Origin of the sequence: Singulisphaera chitinilytica (genome assembly GCF_049331405.1) — a bacterium.
GTDB lineage: Bacteria > Planctomycetota > Planctomycetia > Isosphaerales > Isosphaeraceae > PoT.
In genome coordinates this window covers 1,652,996-1,668,487 of sequence record NZ_CP186274.1, presented here as the reverse complement: position 1 = coordinate 1,668,487, position 15,492 = coordinate 1,652,996, and the positions used below count along the sequence as shown (strand labels likewise).

The 15,492-nt window shown below is 67.3% G+C and carries 13 protein-coding genes; 7 read left to right on the top strand and 6 right to left on the bottom strand.

The genetic code is table 11. The annotated features are described in order from the left end of the window. Positions 1-7 precede the first annotated feature (7 nt). Positions 8-325 (top strand): hypothetical protein, encoded by a 318-nt coding sequence (locus ACOYYX_RS06595; RefSeq protein ID WP_422929136.1) that lies wholly within the window; start codon positions 8-10, stop codon positions 323-325. A 348-nt stretch (positions 326-673) separates the two neighbouring features. Here ACOYYX_RS06595 and ACOYYX_RS06590 read toward each other — a convergent pair whose 3' ends face one another. Genes ACOYYX_RS06590 through ACOYYX_RS06575 form a run of 4 tightly spaced genes read right to left on the bottom strand, consistent with a single transcriptional unit; the run spans position 674 to position 7,180 of the window. Then, the gene (locus ACOYYX_RS06590) at positions 674-2,257 is read right to left on the bottom strand and encodes a response regulator (RefSeq protein WP_422929135.1); all 1,584 of its coding nucleotides are present in this window, start codon (positions 2,255-2,257) and stop codon (positions 674-676) included. Beyond that, positions 2,254-2,835, bottom strand: coding sequence for a chemotaxis protein CheB (locus tag ACOYYX_RS06585; protein ID WP_422929134.1), 582 nt, complete (start codon positions 2,833-2,835; stop codon positions 2,254-2,256). The genes ACOYYX_RS06590 and ACOYYX_RS06585 overlap by 4 nt, the downstream gene beginning before the upstream one ends. Further along, positions 2,832-3,677, bottom strand: coding sequence for a CheR family methyltransferase (locus tag ACOYYX_RS06580; protein ID WP_422929133.1), 846 nt, complete (start codon positions 3,675-3,677; stop codon positions 2,832-2,834). The genes ACOYYX_RS06585 and ACOYYX_RS06580 overlap by 4 nt, the downstream gene beginning before the upstream one ends. After that, positions 3,674-7,180, bottom strand: coding sequence for a response regulator (locus ACOYYX_RS06575; protein ID WP_422929132.1), 3,507 nt, complete (start codon positions 7,178-7,180; stop codon positions 3,674-3,676). The genes ACOYYX_RS06580 and ACOYYX_RS06575 overlap by 4 nt, the downstream gene beginning before the upstream one ends. Before the next feature lie 605 nt (positions 7,181-7,785). Here ACOYYX_RS06575 and ACOYYX_RS06570 point away from each other — a divergent pair. From ACOYYX_RS06570 to ACOYYX_RS06560, 3 genes are all read left to right on the top strand, one after another. After that, positions 7,786-8,103, top strand: coding sequence for an ArsR/SmtB family transcription factor (locus tag ACOYYX_RS06570; protein ID WP_422929131.1), 318 nt, complete (start codon positions 7,786-7,788; stop codon positions 8,101-8,103). Then, on the top strand, positions 8,096-8,557 hold the full coding sequence (locus ACOYYX_RS06565; RefSeq protein WP_422929130.1) for an SRPBCC family protein: 462 nt from the start codon (positions 8,096-8,098) through the stop codon (positions 8,555-8,557). The genes ACOYYX_RS06570 and ACOYYX_RS06565 overlap by 8 nt, the downstream gene beginning before the upstream one ends. A 730-nt stretch (positions 8,558-9,287) precedes the next feature. Beyond that, a complete protein-coding gene (locus ACOYYX_RS06560; RefSeq protein WP_422929129.1) occupies positions 9,288-9,512 on the top strand; it encodes a hypothetical protein in 225 nt (74 codons plus the stop codon). A 30-nt stretch (positions 9,513-9,542) separates the two neighbouring features. Here the strand turns inward: ACOYYX_RS06560 and ACOYYX_RS06555 are convergent, their stop codons facing one another. After that, positions 9,543-11,078 (bottom strand): CoA-acylating methylmalonate-semialdehyde dehydrogenase, encoded by a 1,536-nt coding sequence (locus tag ACOYYX_RS06555; RefSeq protein ID WP_422929128.1) that lies wholly within the window; start codon positions 11,076-11,078, stop codon positions 9,543-9,545. Between the two features lie 821 nt (positions 11,079-11,899). Between ACOYYX_RS06555 and ACOYYX_RS06550 the strand changes: the two genes are divergently transcribed. The 3 genes from ACOYYX_RS06550 (at position 11,900) to ACOYYX_RS06540 (ending at position 14,707) form a co-directional block, all read left to right on the top strand. After that, the gene (locus tag ACOYYX_RS06550) at positions 11,900-13,234 is read left to right on the top strand and encodes a phospholipid carrier-dependent glycosyltransferase (RefSeq protein ID WP_422929127.1); all 1,335 of its coding nucleotides are present in this window, start codon (positions 11,900-11,902) and stop codon (positions 13,232-13,234) included. 318 nt (positions 13,235-13,552) lie between these two features. After that, complete coding sequence (locus ACOYYX_RS06545) at positions 13,553-13,996, top strand: hypothetical protein (RefSeq protein WP_422929126.1); 444 nt, start codon at positions 13,553-13,555, stop codon at positions 13,994-13,996. Between the two features lie 222 nt (positions 13,997-14,218). Continuing rightward, complete coding sequence (locus ACOYYX_RS06540; RefSeq protein WP_422929125.1) at positions 14,219-14,707, top strand: hypothetical protein; 489 nt, start codon at positions 14,219-14,221, stop codon at positions 14,705-14,707. A gap of 123 nt (positions 14,708-14,830) precedes the next feature. Here the strand turns inward: ACOYYX_RS06540 and ACOYYX_RS06535 are convergent, their stop codons facing one another. Continuing rightward, on the bottom strand, positions 14,831-15,463 hold the full coding sequence (locus tag ACOYYX_RS06535; protein ID WP_422929124.1) for a CGNR zinc finger domain-containing protein: 633 nt from the start codon (positions 15,461-15,463) through the stop codon (positions 14,831-14,833). Positions 15,464-15,492: the final 29 nt, after the last annotated feature.

Sequence of the window (15,492 nt, the reverse complement as noted above, 5' to 3'; positions counted from 1 at the left end):
GGTGAAGATGCTGCTCAGGGTTTGCGGCTGCCGCCTCGTGACGATGGACGAGGTCGTCGAGGCTGTCCGCGAGGCGGGGCGAGGCAAGCGATGGACCTGGATCGACACGTGGATTCGCGAGCATGGGTCGGATTATGCGAATGATCGTGACACGGTCCTCTTCGAGTTCCCGACGCACAACCTGACCGGGCCGGGGAGCCTGGAGTTCACGCAGTATGTGTGGAGGTGCCAGCCCAGTACCTTCGAGTATGAGGTGTGGAGTGGCCGGTGCTTCGTCCGGATGTGGTGGGATCCGAACAGGATCCTCGCCGGGAAGAAGTCTTGAGGGCAGGATCGGGTGGTTATCTTCCAATAGTCGTGGCGTCGCCCGCGGGGCGGAGGGCATGCGGTCGGGCTCTCGCCGATTCCGGGGATCAAGATAGGGTCGGGCCGTTTACAGGCGGCGATAGGTCTCGTCCGGGGATGGTGGACTCGCGGGGGAAACGGGGACGGCCTCCGTGCTTGGCAGGGGCTTTCTGCGATCGGCCTCTTGTCGCTGCGCGACCACGATTGTTCCAATCGGGGCTACCCTTGAATATGAGGATATGGTGTTGTGACGGCGGTCGACGGCTCGGCCGGGGGGCCGGCCGATCGTCCTGGCTGGGGCCGATGTCCGGCGGAGGGTCTCCGGGGGTCAGCCGGAGAGGATGGCCATCAGGGCCTGGTGGTTGACGGGCTTGACGAGGTGGTGGTCGAAGCCGGCCTCGCGGGAGCGCTTGACGTCGGTGTCCTGGCCGTAGCCGGTGATCGCGACGAAGACGGACTCCTTGCAGCAGTCCAGCTCCTTCATCGTCGTCACCACCTCGTAGCCGTCCTTGCCTGGGAGGCCGATGTCCATCAGGACGAAGTGAGGGTTGAAGTCGTCGACGATGGCGATGGCCTCATCCCCGTCGTGGGCGCTTCGGACCTCGTGGCCGAGGAAGCTCAGGAGGCGGGCCAGGCCCTTGGCGGTGTCGGCGTTGTCGTCGACGACGAGGATCCGGCCCTTGTTCGGGTCGACGCTCGCGGAAAGCGGGCTCGGTGCGGGGGAGGACGATCCCTCGGCGCGGGCCGGGGCCTTCGCCAGCGGGAGGCGGAGCCGGAAGGTGCTGCCGTGGCCGAGGCCCTCGCTGTCGGCCGTGACGGTGCCGCCGTGCATCTCGGCGAGGCGGCGGACGATCGTCAGGCCGATGCCCAGGCCCCCCTCGGAGCGGGCCACCGAGCGATTGCCCTGCACGAAGAGCTCGAACATCTGTTGGAGCTGATCGGGGGCCATGCCCAGGCCCGTGTCCTTGACCGTGATGACCAGCTCGCGGCCCTCGACCGCCGTCGTCAGGTCGATCCGGCCTCGGTCCTCGGAATACTTCGCCGCGTTGTTCAGGAGGTTGGCGACGATCTGCTCGAGCCGGGTCGGATCCACGTCGACGAGCGCATCGTCGTGATCATATCTGACGGAGAGTTCGTGCTCTCGCGCCTTGATGAGGAGCATGACCGAGGCGATCGCGTTCTCGACGACCGGCCTGACGTCGATAACTTCCCTCTTCAGCTCGATCCGGCCGCGCGTGATCCGGGAGACGTCCAGGAGGTCGTCGATGAGCCGGGAGAGGTTCTTGACCTGCCCCTCGATCACCTGCGAGGCCCAGGCGAGGTGCTCGGCCTCGGTGGCGAGCTTCGAGACCTGCGCGGCGTTGCTGATCGCGGCCAGGGGGTTGCGCAGCTCGTGCGCGAGCATCGCTAGGAACTCGTCCTTGCGGAGGTTCGCCTCCTCGAGCGCGGCGGCGTGCCGGCGGCTCTCCTTCAGGAGCCGGGCGTTCTCCTCGGTCGCGACCCTGAGCTCGTCGCGCTGGCGATAGAGCTCGAAGAAGACGTCGGCCTTGCTGCGGAGGATCTCGGGCTCGAGGGGCTTGTGCAGGAAGTCGACGGCCCCGGCCTCATACCCGCGGAAGCGGCGCTGGCGGTCGGCGCTGCCGGCGGTGAGGAAGATGATGGGGACGCGCCTGGTGCGCTCGAAGCCCCGCATCAGCTCGGCGAGCTCGAAGCCGTCCATGCCGGGCATCTGGACGTCGACGAGGGCGAGGGCCACCTCATACTTCAGGAGCAGCTCGAGCGCATCGGCGCCCGACCTGGCCCTGAGCAGGATGAGGCCGTCGCGGCGGAGGAGCCCCTCGAGGGCGATGAGGTTGCTCTCCAGGTCGTCGACGAGCAGGAAGTAGACGGGGTTGGCGGGCTTGGTGATCATGAGGTTTTGACGACCTCCATGAGGTAGGCCGCGATCTGCTCGAGGCCCAGCGCCCGGGCCTCGGGGCAGGCCCCGAGCGCCGCCCTGGGCATCTCGGACGACTGGGCGTCGGCCGGATCCTGGACGATGGCGACCCCCGCGTCGAGGACCGCCCGCAGGCCGTTCGCCCCGTCGGCGTTGGCCCCCGTGAGGACGACGCCGATCAGGGACGGGCCGTACGCGTCGGCCGCGGTCTCGAAGAGGACGTCGATCGAGGGCCTGCTGAAGGCGACGAGCTCGTCGCTCGAGAGCGAGAGCCGGCCGTCGAGCTCGACCAGGACGTGATAGTCGGGCGGGGCGAAGTAGACCGTGCCCGGCTCGATCGGCTCCTTGTCCTCGGCCTCGCGGACCGGGACCCGGCACTTGGACCGGAAGAGCTCCGAGAGGAGGCTCGACCGGTGCGGCGGGACGTGGACGACCACGATCAGGGGGAGCGGGTAGTCGGCGGGCAGCGCCGGCAGCAGGGCCGAGAGGGCCTCGACGGCCCCCGACGACGCGCCCACGACCACCGCCTCCGGCTCAACGCGAGTGGGCGTCATACGCCACCTCGCTTCTGATAAATCCGTTCATCTCTCGCGAATTCCGAGAACGCGTCGGAGTGGAGCGAGAACCGCAGGTTCTCCTTCGCCCCAAGCCCCAGGAATCCCTTCCGGGTGAGCGAGTCCTTGAACAGGCCGATGGCCCGGTCCTGGAGCTCGCGGTCGAAGTAGATCAGCACATTCCGGCACGAGACCAGGTGCACCTCGGCGAAGACCGCGTCGCTCACCAGGCTGTGGTCGGAGAAGACGACCCGGCTCCGCAGGCTCTTGTCGAAGACCGCCGCGCCATAGGCCGCCGTATAATAATCCGAGAGGGACGACTTCCCCCCCGACCGTCGGTGATTCTCGGTGAAGAGGGGGATCCGGTCAAGGCTGTAGACCCCGGCCTCGGCCTTCCTGAGCGCCGAGGGCTCGATGTCGGTCCCGTAGATCAGGGCCCTGGACTCGAGCCCCTCCTCGCGCAGGAGGATCGCCAGCGAGTAGACCTCCTCCCCCGCGCTGCAGCCGGCGACCCAGATCTTGAGCGAGGGGTAGGTCCGCAGGTGGGGGACGACCTGCTCGCGGATCGCCCTGAAGTAGGCGGGGTCGCGGAAGAGCTCGCTGACCTGGACGGTCAGGTACGAGAGCAGCTCGGGCAGGACGGTCGGCTCGTGGAGGACGCGGTCCTGGAGCTGGGAGAAGGTCCGGCAGCCGAAGTGCTCCCTCCCCTGCGTCAAGCGCCGCTTCAGGGAGGCCATGGAGTAGCCGCGGAAGTCGTAGTGGTACTGCCGATAGATCGAGTCGAGCAGGAGCCTCAGCTCGATGTCGTCGGTCTTGAGCGCGATGGGGTGATCCTTCTTCATGAACGTGGCATCCAGACCCGGACGAGTGAGAGGAGCTTCTCCACGTCGAGGGGCTTGGCGAGATAGTCGTTGGCCCCGGCGGAGAGGCAGTCTTCCTGGTCGTTCTTCATCGCCTTGGCCGTCAGGGCGATGATCGGCAGCTTCTTCCACTTCGCATGCTTGCGGATCTCCCGGGTCGCGGTCAGGCCGTCCATCTCGGGCATCATCACGTCCATCAGGACGAGGTCGATGGCGTGCGCGGGGCCTTCCTGCGAGCGCTCGAGGGCGTCGAGCGCCTCGATGCCGTTCCTGGCGATCTGGACCTTCGCCCCCCTCGGCTCGAGGATGCTCGTGAGGGCGAAGACGTTGCGGACGTCGTCCTCGACCACCAGGATCCGGCGCCCCTCGAGCGCGGCGTCCCGGCTCTTGGCCTTCGCGAGCATCTTCTGCTGCTCGGGGGGGAGCTCAGAGACGACCTGATGCAGGAAGAGGGTCACCTCGTCGAGCAGGCGCTCGGGGGACTTCGCCCCCTTGATGATGATCGACTTCGAGTATTTCCGGAGCTGGTGCTCGTCGTCCAGGGAGAGTTCCCGCCCCGTGTACACGATCACCGGCGGGAACGAGTACGTGTCCTCGCTGCTGAGCGTCTCCAGGAGCGAATAGCCCGAGGCGTCCGGCAGGGAGAGGTCGAGCACCATGCAGTCGAAGGTCGTCTCCTTCAAGAGCCGGAGGCACTCCCCCGCGCTCGGGGCCCCGACCGTCTCCACGTCATGGGCCCCTAGCAACTTGCGGAGGCTGTCGAGCTGCACCGGGTCGTCCTCGACGATCAGGACCCGCCGCAGCCGCTGGTCGAGCTTGGCCTCGAGCTGCGCGAAGGCCGCCGCCAGCTCCTCGCGCTGCACGGGCTTCATCAGGTACCCGACCGCGCCGAGGGCGAGGGCCGTCTGGGCGTAATCGTGCCCCGAGACGACGTGGACGGGGATGTGCCGGGTCCTCGAGTCCTGCTTGAGCCGGTCGAGCACGGAGAGCCCAGAGTGGTCGGGCAGGCCGACGTCGAGGACCACGGCGCTCGGCCTGTGCTGGGCGGCGACGACCAGGGCCTCCTCGGCCGTCGACGCGATCAGGCACTGGAAGCCGTTCTCCCTGGCGAGGTCGTAGATGACCCTCGCGAATCGCTCATCGTCCTCGACGACGAGGATCACCCGCTGGCTCCCGGTCAGGCTCTCGCGGTCGTCGGGGATCCGCTTGTAGATTGCCCTGGAGCCGTTGCCCTGGCTCGACTCGAGCTCCCGGACGGTCGGCATCTCGCTGATGTGCGGCGGGTCGCGCCTGACGTTCGGGTTGCGGGCGGGCGTGAAATTCGCCGGGGATGTCGCCTCCTCCTCGCCCGGCCTGGCGGGGGCCTCGACCAGCGACGGGTCGTAGACCTTGGGCAGGGTGACGGTGAAGACGCTCCCCTTGCCGGGCTCGCTCGCGAGCTGGATGTCGCCGCCGAGGATCCGGGTCAGCTCCCTGGCGATCGAGAGCCCCAGGCCGGTGCCGCCGTACTTGCGGTTGGTCGTGCCGTCGGCCTGGCGGAAGGCCTGGAAGATGACCTTCTGCTGGTGCTCGGGGATGCCGATGCCCGTGTCCCTGACGACGAACCGGACGCGGTTCGCCTGGCCCGGCTCGGGCCCGATCTCGAGCCCGACCTCGCCGGCCTCGGTGAACTTCAGGGCGTTCGAGAGCAGGTTCTTGAGCACCTGCTCGAGCCGCTGGCGGTCGGTCTCGATGATGTCGGGGCACCCCGGCGCCAGCGAGAGCTTGAGCGCGAGCCGCTTCGGCTCGGCCACCGGGCGGAAGATCCGCCCCAGCTCGTCGAGGACGGTCGCGAGCCCGACCATCTCCGAGCGGACCTCCATGTGCCCCGCCTCGATCTTGGAGAGGTCCAGGATGTCGTTGATGAGCGCGAGGAGGTCGTTGCCGGCGGCCCGGATCGTCTCGGCGTACTGGACCTGCTCGTCGCTGAGGTTCCCCTGCTGGTTGTCCGCCAAGAGCTTGGCCAGGATCAGGGACGAGTTCAGCGGCGTGCGCAGCTCGTGCGACATGTTGGCGAGGAAGTCGGACTTGTACCGGCTCGCCTGCTCGAGTTCCCTCGCCTTGACTTGAAGCGCCTGGCGGGCGCGGCTCGCCTCGTCGCGCTGGGTCTCGAGGATCTGCGTCTGTTCCTCAAGTTGAGCATTTGCTTGCTCAACTTCGACCTGTTGCATTTCCAGGCGGGTTTGTGATTCGCGTAAGGCGCGCCCCTGTTCTTCGAGCTCCTCGTTGGAGACGCGGAGTTCCTCCCCCTGGGTCTGCAGCTCCTCGGCCTGGCGCTGGGTCTCTTCCAGGAGGTTCTGGACGTGGGCCCGGTAGTTGGCCGAGCGGACGGCGAGGCCGACCGACTCGGAGATCATGCCGAGCAGCTCCTCGTAGCGGCCGTCGAGCTTGTGCATGAACCCGAGCTCGAGCACGCCGTTGACGTGGCCGTCTTCCATCGTGGGGACGATGATGAGGTTCCTGGGCTTCCCCTTGCCGAGGGCCGAGCCGACGGTCAGGTAGCCGTCGGGGACGTTGCGGACGGTGAAGGTGCGCCCGTCCTTCGCCGCCTGCCCGAGCAGGCCGTCCCCAGGCTCGAAGCCCTCGGGGGTCTCGCCGTCGCCGGGGATGCCGTAAGTCGCCACCCTCTTGAAACGGCCCCGGCCGAGGAAGAAGACCCCGGCCCTGGCGTCGAGGTACTCGGCCAGGAACTTGAGCACGCGCTCGGCCAGCTGGTCGACCCGGAGCTCTCCGACCATGACCTTGCTCAGGCCGATCTGCGCCGACTGGAGCCAGTCCTGCCGCTGCCTGGCAAGCATCGCCCGCCGCAGGAGGAGGATGACCGCGCAGATGAGCGTGACCCCGATGGCCCCCGTCAGGACGATGGTGCTGACGGCCACCCGATAGGCCGTGTCCATCTCGCCGATCCGGACGTCGCGGAGCCTCTGCTCCTCGCGCTGCATCTCCTCGACGGAGGACCGGATGGCGTCCATCGCCTCCTTGCCCCGGTGGCTGGCGACGACCTCCCTGGCGGCCTCGAACCCCCTGGTCCGGCGGAGGTCGATCGTCTGCTGCAACTCCGCGAGCTTGATATTGATCCGGTTCCGCAGCGAGCCGAGCCGGATGATCTGCGGGGTGTTGTCCTGCGTGATGGACTCGACCCTGCGCAGGAGATCCTCGATCCGCATGACGGCGGTCGCGTGCGGCTCGAGGTAGCGCTCGTCGCCGGTCAGCACGAACCCGCGCTGGCCGGTCTCGGTGTCCTTCACCATCGAGAGCAGCTCGTGGAGCGCGGTGATGACCTCGTGGGTGTGGCGGACCTGCTCCGCGTTATATCGGAGCGTGGTCGTGTTGAGGTAGGAGATGATCCCGCTCGCCACGAAGACGGACAGGATGATGACACTGCCGACGTACAACTCGGCGCCCAGCCTCCGGCCGGGCTTCGCGGGCTTCAGCTCTTGGATCATCGATTATCCGGGTCCGTCACTATGGAAAGCGGAAAACATTGCGGGAGCCTCGCTTGCGGCGTTGCACGCGGGGCCGTCTCGGGGCGAAATCGGTCGGTCGGTCTTCGGCTCGCCTGACTAATTCCCTTGCCTGCCTGATTCTCGAAGCTCGGACTGACTCTCTCACATTTCGGACGACCCGACGGCAGTCCCACCCGGAGAGATCCACCGCCTCGGGGAGGCTCGACGACGGGCCGACCCGGGGGAAAACCGGCCTTTCTCGCTCGCGAAAGACCCGGGCGGGGGCCGTCGGGCTCGCCCTCGTCGGGATCCCTGGGCCGAATGGCGGGGTCGTCGCGCATCCTCTCCGCTCGAATCCCATACCGGACGGGCGACTCCGCTCATGAGACCACGACCAGGCCTTGCTCGCCAAGGCCGGATCACCCGCCCGTGCGGGCCGCAAGATCTCATGCAATATCGGTGCCGCTCGCTTAAAGGGCGTCGATCGCTAGCCGGGGCGGGGTCAACGCGTTACCGCATCTCGATACGTTTCCAGATTACCCCCCCCGCCTCGCCCGCTTGACATGCAACCTTTAAGTTGCATAATAGGGCGTATGGACGAGGACATGGACAGGGTATTCAAGGCGCTGGCGGACGCCGGCCGGCGGCTCTTGCTGGACCGCCTGCGCGCCGAGAACGGCCAGACGCTGGGTCAGCTCTGCGAGCACCTGGCGATCTCGAGGCAGGCGGTGACGAAGCACCTGGCGGTCCTGGAGGCGGCGAACCTCGTGGTGGTGGTCTGGAAGGGCCGGGAGAAGCTGCACTACCTCAACCCGGTGCCGATCCACGAGATCTCCGAGCGCTGGATCGGCAAGTTCGAGCGGGGGCGGCTGCAAGCCCTCGCGGACCTGAAGGCGAAGCTGGAGGGACAGGACGATGGCTGAGTCGCGATTCGTATATGTGACCTACATTCGGACGACGCCGGAGAAGCTCTGGCAGGCCCTGATCGACCCCGAGTTCACGCGACGCTACTGGTGCGAGACCTGGCAGGACTGCGCCTGGACGCCCGGCGCCTCGTGGAAGGCGATGATCCCCGACGGCCGCGTCGCAGACAGCGGCGAGGTCGTCTCCATCGACCCTCCGCGCCGCCTCGTCCTCTCGTGGCGCAACGAGTTCCGCCCCGAACTCCACCTCGAGGGCCACTCGCAGTTGACCTACGAGCTCGAGCCCCAGGGCGACGCCGTCAAGCTGACCCTCATCCACGAGATGCCCCGCCCCGAATCGAAGCTGATCCAGGCCGTCACCAACGGCTGGCCCGCGATCCTCGCGAGCCTCAAGAGCCTCCTCGAGACCGGCGAACCCCTCGAGGCCACCCGCCGCTGGCCCGAGGGCAAGTGACCTTCCCCTCCGAGCCGTCCCTCTCCTGGACCTCGGCCGCTTCGCGATCCTCAACCACCGCGAGCGGCCGTCCCCAAACCTCGGCCGGTTCTCGGTTCCTGCCGACCCCGAGTGATTGTCCCAGAATAGATTCTGGTTCATCATATTTAAGGGTATCCCAGGTTGGCACAACCTGGGTCGCGCAGCGACAAGAGGTCATCCGCGCCATCCCCGGCCGAACCGAGGGGCCTTCCGCGTTTTTCCCGCACATCTCCAGGGGCGCGGGAACGATGAGAGCATGTCGGCAAAGCCCGGCCGAGGCAAGGTTCTGGGTAGCCGCGATTGGAACAATCGGGGTCGCGCAGCGACAAGAGGCAAAATGCAATCGGCCCCGGCCATTCGCGATCGCCTGGATCCCATCCCCTCAAGATCGAGGCGGACGATCTCGGACATCCCCCACACCCATCGAAGATTCCCGGCATCGGACACATCATTCGACCTTGATGATCGAAAAGCCTGTGCTCCTGGTGGGATATGCGGCTGGGGTCGCACGCTCCCCAGCGATAATGCCACGGTGCGATGCCCGGTTTCACCTCGACGACCCGCCGGACCTCGATAAAATCGACCCCATCCGTTTCGCCCGACCGCACGATCCGACAAACTTTTATTTTCGAAATGATGCTCATTCAAACGAATGTTGAATTCTGTTCGATCATTAGCAGAATCCGCACTCCAGCGCCGGGAGGGGCCGATGGATAGCGCAGCAGCACGTCCGCCGATGCTCACGGTCGGTCAACTCAAGGAGATCCTCCGCGACGTCCCCGATGAAAAGTTCGTCGTGCTGGTCGTGCCCCCCGCGTTCCGGGTCGAACCCGGGCTGACCCTCTTCTATAACGTCCGCATCAGCTACGAGGGCGGGCATGTCCTGAAAGTCAGGCCGATCGTGCCCGAGGAGGAGGAGGAGGCCGTCGAGTGAATGGCTCGACGACCCGGATCGCCGACGACATCAGATCCAGCCATCCGCGGGGGCCTCGGAACCGAACCAGCGTTCCGTGATCACTTTCTTCCGCGTGTAGAAGGAGACGGCGTCGGCCCCCTGCGTGTTGTGATAACCATAGATCGAATCCTTCCAGCCGCCGAACGGGAAGAAGCCCATCGGGGCCGGCACGCCGACGTTGATGCCGAGCATCCCGGCCTGGACGCGTTCGCGGAAGGTGCGGGCCGAGGCCCCCGATTCCGTGAAGACGCAGGCCGTGTTGCCGTAGCGGCTGCGGTTCGCCAGCGTGATCGCCGCGTCCAGGTCCGGGGCGCGCATCACGCTCACCACCGGGCCGAAGATCTCCTCGCGGCCGATGAACATATCCGGCGTCACTTCGTCGAAGATAGTCGGCCCCAGGAAGCATCCCCTCGGCCTGTCGGGCACGGCCTGGGAGCGGCCGTCGAGGCGGAGTCGGGCGCCTTCCGCCACGCCCCGCTCGATGGCGGCCCGGAGCCGCTTTTCTTGAACCGGGTTCACCACGGGAGGGAGCGTCGCGGTTTCGTCCAGGCCGTCTCCCGGCTTGAGTTCGCTCGCGGAGCGGATGAAGGCATCGACGACGGCGTCCTGCCGCCCCCGATCGCCGGCGACCACCAGCACGCTCCCGGCGAGGCAGCGCTGTCCGGCGGACCCGAAGCACGAGCCGATCAGGTCGGGCAGGATTCGCGCGAGGTCGGCATCGGGCAGGATGAGCAGGTGGTTCTTCGCCCCGCCGTGCGCCTGGATCCGCTTGCCGTGGGCCGCCGCGAAGCCGTAGACGGACTCCGCCACGGCGGACGTGCCGACGAAGGAAATCGCCCGGACGTGCGGGCTGGCGATGAGCCGTTCGCTGACGTCCTTGCTCCCCTGCACGACGCCGACGACCCCCTCCGGCAGGCCGGCCTCGGCGAACATCTCCACGAGGCGAGTGCCGGTGAGAGGCGCCTTCTCGGCGGGCTTGAGGAGGAACGTGTTCCCGCAGGCGACCGCGACCGACATCATCCACAGCGGGATCAGGGCCGGGAAATTGAACGGCGGGATCCCGACCACCACGCCCAACGGCTCGCGGAGGGTGAGGCAGTCGACATCCCTGGAAACGTCGGAGAGGGCCTGCCCCATCATCTGGGAGGGGATGCCGCAGGCGAAGTCGACCACGTCGAGCCCGCGCCGCAGCGAGCCTCGCGCCTCTCCCAGCAGCTTGCCGTTCTCGCGGACGATGCTGCGTGCGATGTCCGAGAAGTTCTTCTCCAGCAACTCCCGGAACTTGAACAGGACGTGCGCCCGATCCGGCGCCGGCGTCGCGCGCCAGCCCGGGAAGGCCCTTGCCGCGGCGGCGCAGGCCTCGTCCACCTGCTCCGGCGAGGCCTCGCGCACCGGCGCCACCATCTCGGCCGAGTCCGCCGGATTGTAGATGTCGCGGCTCGCGGCCCCGCGTCCCTCGACCCAGGTCCCGCCGATCAGATTCAGCGAGGAATCCGAACGCGAGGATGTTGCAACCGACCGATCAGGGGCAGCCAGGGTGCTCATCGTGGCCTCCGGGAGCTGGAGAGTCGGATCAGGGAGAGTTGCCGGTCAAACCGATAGGCGTCGCGGACGGGCAGCGTCGGGCCCGAATCCCGGCCCGATCGTCGATCGAGGAATTCGGCGAGACGTTGAGGAGACCCCTTCGCTCGCTCGCTCTCGATCCGGGCCGGACGCGGGACTCGCGGCCTCGTCATCGGCTCGAAAATCGGCGCCTCCGGATCAAACAAGGCGTCGATCGCTACGATCGTTCCCGTCGGGCCGCTCGGATGCAAGGGAATTCATCACGCCCCCGACAGAAGGGGAATTTTATGGATACATACGAAAATTAAATCGTCTTAATAAAAAGAGTGGCTGCAGGCCGGCTCAGGACCTCTCCGGGTGAGGATCTCCACCGCTTCGTGGCCTACGACCACACGGCCGATCCCAGCGCCAAGCGTCCGACCCGGATCCTGGCGGACTATCCCTCGGGTGTTCCCAATCGGAAGATCTTTCATATTATGAATAAATACACACAATGCATCGTGCTGAAGTTTGATGCATGACCCATGCGCGGGACGTGCTCATGCGGCATTGGCGTGGATCGCGCGGCCGTACCGGATCGACCCCGCACCCCTGCGGCGAGTCGGATCGCCGAACTCCTACTCGACGCCTGGGAAGTCTTGCCGAGATAGGGTCACTTCCGTCCGGACCCGCCCCTTCTCATCCGATCCATCGCAGGCCGTGCAGGCGAGCCGCCCCGTTGTGACGAAAGACCGAAACCGTTAGAACTGGGATATTCGGCGGGGACGGGGGCCGTCACCCGATGTCGATCGGCGGAGGGGGCCATGGATGATCGGCGAGGTGAGAGGTGGCGGCGGGCCGTCCGGGCGGCGACGACGCTGGCACTGCTGGCGATCGTCGGGGGCCTCGGCCTGCTCTCCTTCGGCGACGAACGGCCGCACGTCGACGAGGTCTACTGGATCGGGTCGGCTTACTACTTCGACCTGGCCGTCGTCCGCGGCGAGCTTGACCACCCCGACTGGCGGCTGCTGCCGGCCCGCGAGAACCCGCCGATGGGCAAGTACCTCATCGGGGCCGCGCTCTACGCGGGGGGGATCCGGGTGAAGACGCTCGACGCCCTCGGGTCGTACTACCTGACGTTCTGGGAGTGGGGCGAGGGCGAGGACCGGGCAAAGCGACAGGCGGTGGTGGACCGGATGACGCCTGGCGTCGAGCGGTCCGTGCGGCTGGCGACCTACCGACCTATCCGCCCGACCGAACTCTATATCGGCCGGGCCCTGGTGATCCTGCTGGGGTTCGGCTCCGCGCTGGGGGTCGCCTCGATCGGCCGGGCCTGCTCGGGTCGGGCGACCGGGGCGATCGCCTCGCTGGCGTTCGCGAGCCACCCGATCATCATCCTGGCCTACGCGCGCACCCTGGTCGACATCATCGCGCTCTTCTTCTCGATCGTGGCCGTACGGCTGCTGCTGGCGACACTCCGGCCGGCCTTCGGCGGTCCCGGGCGCTCGCGGGCGGCGACGACGGGGCTCGGGATCGCGACGGGGCTGGCCCTCGCCCTCGCGTGCGGGTCGAAGATGAACGCGCTGGTGGTCGCCGCCCTGGCGGGCGTCGTCTGGCTCCGCCTGGTCGTCCGGGCCATCGGACCCGCCGGTCGATCGGCGAGGGCCCCGGCGGTGGGCCTCGGGATCGGAGGTCTCGTCGCCGCGGCGGTCTTCGTGGGGAGCAACCCGGCGCTCTACCCGGACCTCCGGTCCGGGCTCTTCGCGCTGATGGAAGAGCATCGCAGGACGGCCCAACTCCAGGTCGCCTTCCTCGGGAAGCATATCTGGCTCGACCCGGGGGCGGACCGGCTCCTGGCCGTGGCCAAGCTCGTCGGGATCCGGCCCGAGGCGTTCCTCGCGGTCGTCCTCGCCGCGGCCTGGCAGTCGGTCGACGGCCTGAGGCGGTTCTCGCACAATACCGTCGTCTGCCTCTGGTGGTGGATCAGCGTGGCCCTGGTGGTCGTCTGGATCCCGTTCGCCTGGGAGCGCTACGCGGCGCCGGCGGTGCCGCCCAGCGTGCTCGTGGTCGCCAAGACGCTCGTCGATGCGATCGGCGCCGTCCGCCATCGCTCCGCGCGATGGCGAGGGGGAGGCTCGGTGCCGGGGCCCGTCGATTGATCCCCCGCCTCGGCCCCGATGAGCCGCGCGCGGTCCCCCTCCGCCGGGCCCTCGCGAATGGGACCGACGGAGTGGTCAGACCGTCGGTCTCGCTCCCCGCCGACGACACGCATCTCGGAATTTGCTCGGTGCATGGGGTCCACCGGATGCACACGACGTGTCGGGCTCTCGGCTATGCGGCGGCGACGGCCCCGGGTTGATCGGCCGTGCCGATCGGCGTAACGTACTCACCGAATCAACCGATGACCCCGACCGGCGGACGAGTCGGCTCGGGCCTGTCCGCAAGGCTCTACACCCGGAAAGATGGTGGATCACCCGATGGCCCGCGTCCCTCGCTTGACGATCGGTCTGATGATGGCGATCGTCTCCCTCCTCGCCATCAACTTCGGGATCGTCCGGGCCTTCTGGAATTCGAGTGGTCCGATTCTTGGCCTGGCCGTCGTCACGCTCCCCATGATCGACCTCCTGATCCTCTCGGCGCCGAGGCTCGGCCGGTCGAATCCCACCAGATTCTTCTGGATCGGTTTCCACGCCGTCGGCTGGATCATGGTGGCGATCTACGCCCTCCTGAGCGCGGCTTGCATGGAGACATTCTTCGGACCAGTCATTCCCCTGGAGCGGATACTCCCCGGCGACGGGGCCACGAAGGTCGCCTTATTGATCTCCATCGTCATCGTCTGCTACACGACGCCCGTCCTGCTCGTTGCCTCCCTCGCGGGCCGGTTTCTCGCGAAATATCGGATCATCATCGAGCGGCGATAAGCGGCGACCCCGTTGTGTCCCATCTTCAACGCCCCTCGGCGAGGCGAAGGCCTCACAAACCGGCCCCTGGATTTTCGGAATGCATTCACACTTCGTCCGGGCCGAGACGTATTTCGGAGAGATGTTCGTGCCTTGATGCCGGGAGTTCGGGATGTCTTGTGGGCCTCGGCCCCCGCCCGGCTCGCGGCGCATCGGTCGGCCTTAACCAGGGGTGCCCCGAGAATGGAACGATCTCGGATTTCCATCGCCCAGCTCATGATCGTGACGGCGATCCTCGCCCTGGATTTCGGGCTGTTGCGGATCACCTATCGACGCTCGGAATTGCCGTACGATCTGGGCGCACTGTCCCTCGTCCCCTGCCTCCAGATCGCGGCCCTTCTGGCCTTCCCGCGCCGGGGGCCTCGGCGCCCTTTCTGGCTGGGTTTCCTGGCCTCGGGCTCATTGGTCCTGCTGCTCTACAGCGGCGTGAGGGGGCCTTTTCACAGATTCTTCGAATGGTTGAGCACGTTGGTCCACGAAGGCCTCGTGTCCCTAGGCCCGGACGTGACCCGGATCGCCCTGAATCTTAGCGAGCCTGCCAATATGGTGATTTACACCGCGTATGGCATCGTGCTGATCGGCTTACCCCTCCTGGTCATCCCCACCCTCGTCGGCGTCCTGGCCCACTTCACCGCAATGCGCCTCGCCCGCAGGCCTCCCGCCAGCCCTTGAAGCCCATGCGCGGCGCCGCGTTTCTATCCCATCAAAAGAGGTGTCCCCCTTCGGATACGGCGGAGGGGCCTCGGAATCCACCCGATCGGCCGCGAAGTAACCGAATGAGATGAATTGCTGAGGTTATGATTCCTGGCCGGTTTTGCGGGAGCGTTCGCGGTGTGCGGCCTGCTTGGCGCGGTTGCCGCAGATGGCCATGCTGCACCAGCGGCGGGCGCGAGCCTGGGTGGTGTCGAGGAACAGGAGGGTGCAGGCGGGCCCTTCGCAGGACTTGACCAGGGAGAAATCGGCCGAGCAGACGAGGTCGGCGAGGGCCTCGGCGATCGGGATCAGGAGCGCGTCGGGGCTCCGCCAGCGACGACGACGCTCCCTCGCGAAACCCGAGGGACGATCGGGGCTCATGACGATCGTCTCGAACGACTCGTCGCGCTCCAGGATCCGGGAGATCGGGGCGAGGTCCGCCAGGGCCTCGGGGGGGAGCGGACGCCCCTTGCGAGCCTTGACGAAGCCGCGGAACCACTCGCGCAAGGACCTGGCCTGGGACGCGATGGCGTCGAGCTCGCCGGGGAAGGAGCCGGTCCGGAGCGTCGAGGCGGCCTCCGGCGGGACGAGCCGCGCCTGCTCGAGCCAGGCGAGCAGGTCGTCGCCATTCGCGAGCCACTCCACCGGAAGGTCGGCCGGGGTCGCGATCGTGTTCAGGAAGTCGAGGCCGGTCGAGTCGGCCAGGAACATCGCCGGGGGCCGGTTGTCGGGCATCGTGCGGTCCACCTCTCCAGCGTCGGGCG

Excerpts from the sequence above, each read along its gene's own strand:
- ACOYYX_RS06595 (WP_422929136.1), top strand. The coding sequence starts at position 8 with ATGCTGCTCAGGGTTTGCGGCTGCCGCCTCGTGACGATGGACGAGGTC.
- ACOYYX_RS06590 (WP_422929135.1), bottom strand. The coding sequence starts at position 2,257 with ATGATCACCAAGCCCGCCAACCCCGTCTACTTCCTGCTCGTCGACGAC.
- ACOYYX_RS06585 (WP_422929134.1), bottom strand. The coding sequence starts at position 2,835 with ATGACGCCCACTCGCGTTGAGCCGGAGGCGGTGGTCGTGGGCGCGTCG.
- ACOYYX_RS06580 (WP_422929133.1), bottom strand. The coding sequence starts at position 3,677 with ATGAAGAAGGATCACCCCATCGCGCTCAAGACCGACGACATCGAGCTG.
- ACOYYX_RS06575 (WP_422929132.1), bottom strand. The coding sequence starts at position 7,180 with ATGATCCAAGAGCTGAAGCCCGCGAAGCCCGGCCGGAGGCTGGGCGCC.
- ACOYYX_RS06570 (WP_422929131.1), top strand. The coding sequence starts at position 7,786 with ATGGACAGGGTATTCAAGGCGCTGGCGGACGCCGGCCGGCGGCTCTTG.
- ACOYYX_RS06565 (WP_422929130.1), top strand. The coding sequence starts at position 8,096 with ATGGCTGAGTCGCGATTCGTATATGTGACCTACATTCGGACGACGCCG.
- ACOYYX_RS06560 (WP_422929129.1), top strand. The coding sequence starts at position 9,288 with ATGGATAGCGCAGCAGCACGTCCGCCGATGCTCACGGTCGGTCAACTC.
- ACOYYX_RS06555 (WP_422929128.1), bottom strand. The coding sequence starts at position 11,078 with ATGAGCACCCTGGCTGCCCCTGATCGGTCGGTTGCAACATCCTCGCGT.
- ACOYYX_RS06550 (WP_422929127.1), top strand. The coding sequence starts at position 11,900 with ATGGATGATCGGCGAGGTGAGAGGTGGCGGCGGGCCGTCCGGGCGGCG.
- ACOYYX_RS06545 (WP_422929126.1), top strand. The coding sequence starts at position 13,553 with ATGGCCCGCGTCCCTCGCTTGACGATCGGTCTGATGATGGCGATCGTC.
- ACOYYX_RS06540 (WP_422929125.1), top strand. The coding sequence starts at position 14,219 with ATGGAACGATCTCGGATTTCCATCGCCCAGCTCATGATCGTGACGGCG.
- ACOYYX_RS06535 (WP_422929124.1), bottom strand. The coding sequence starts at position 15,463 with ATGCCCGACAACCGGCCCCCGGCGATGTTCCTGGCCGACTCGACCGGC.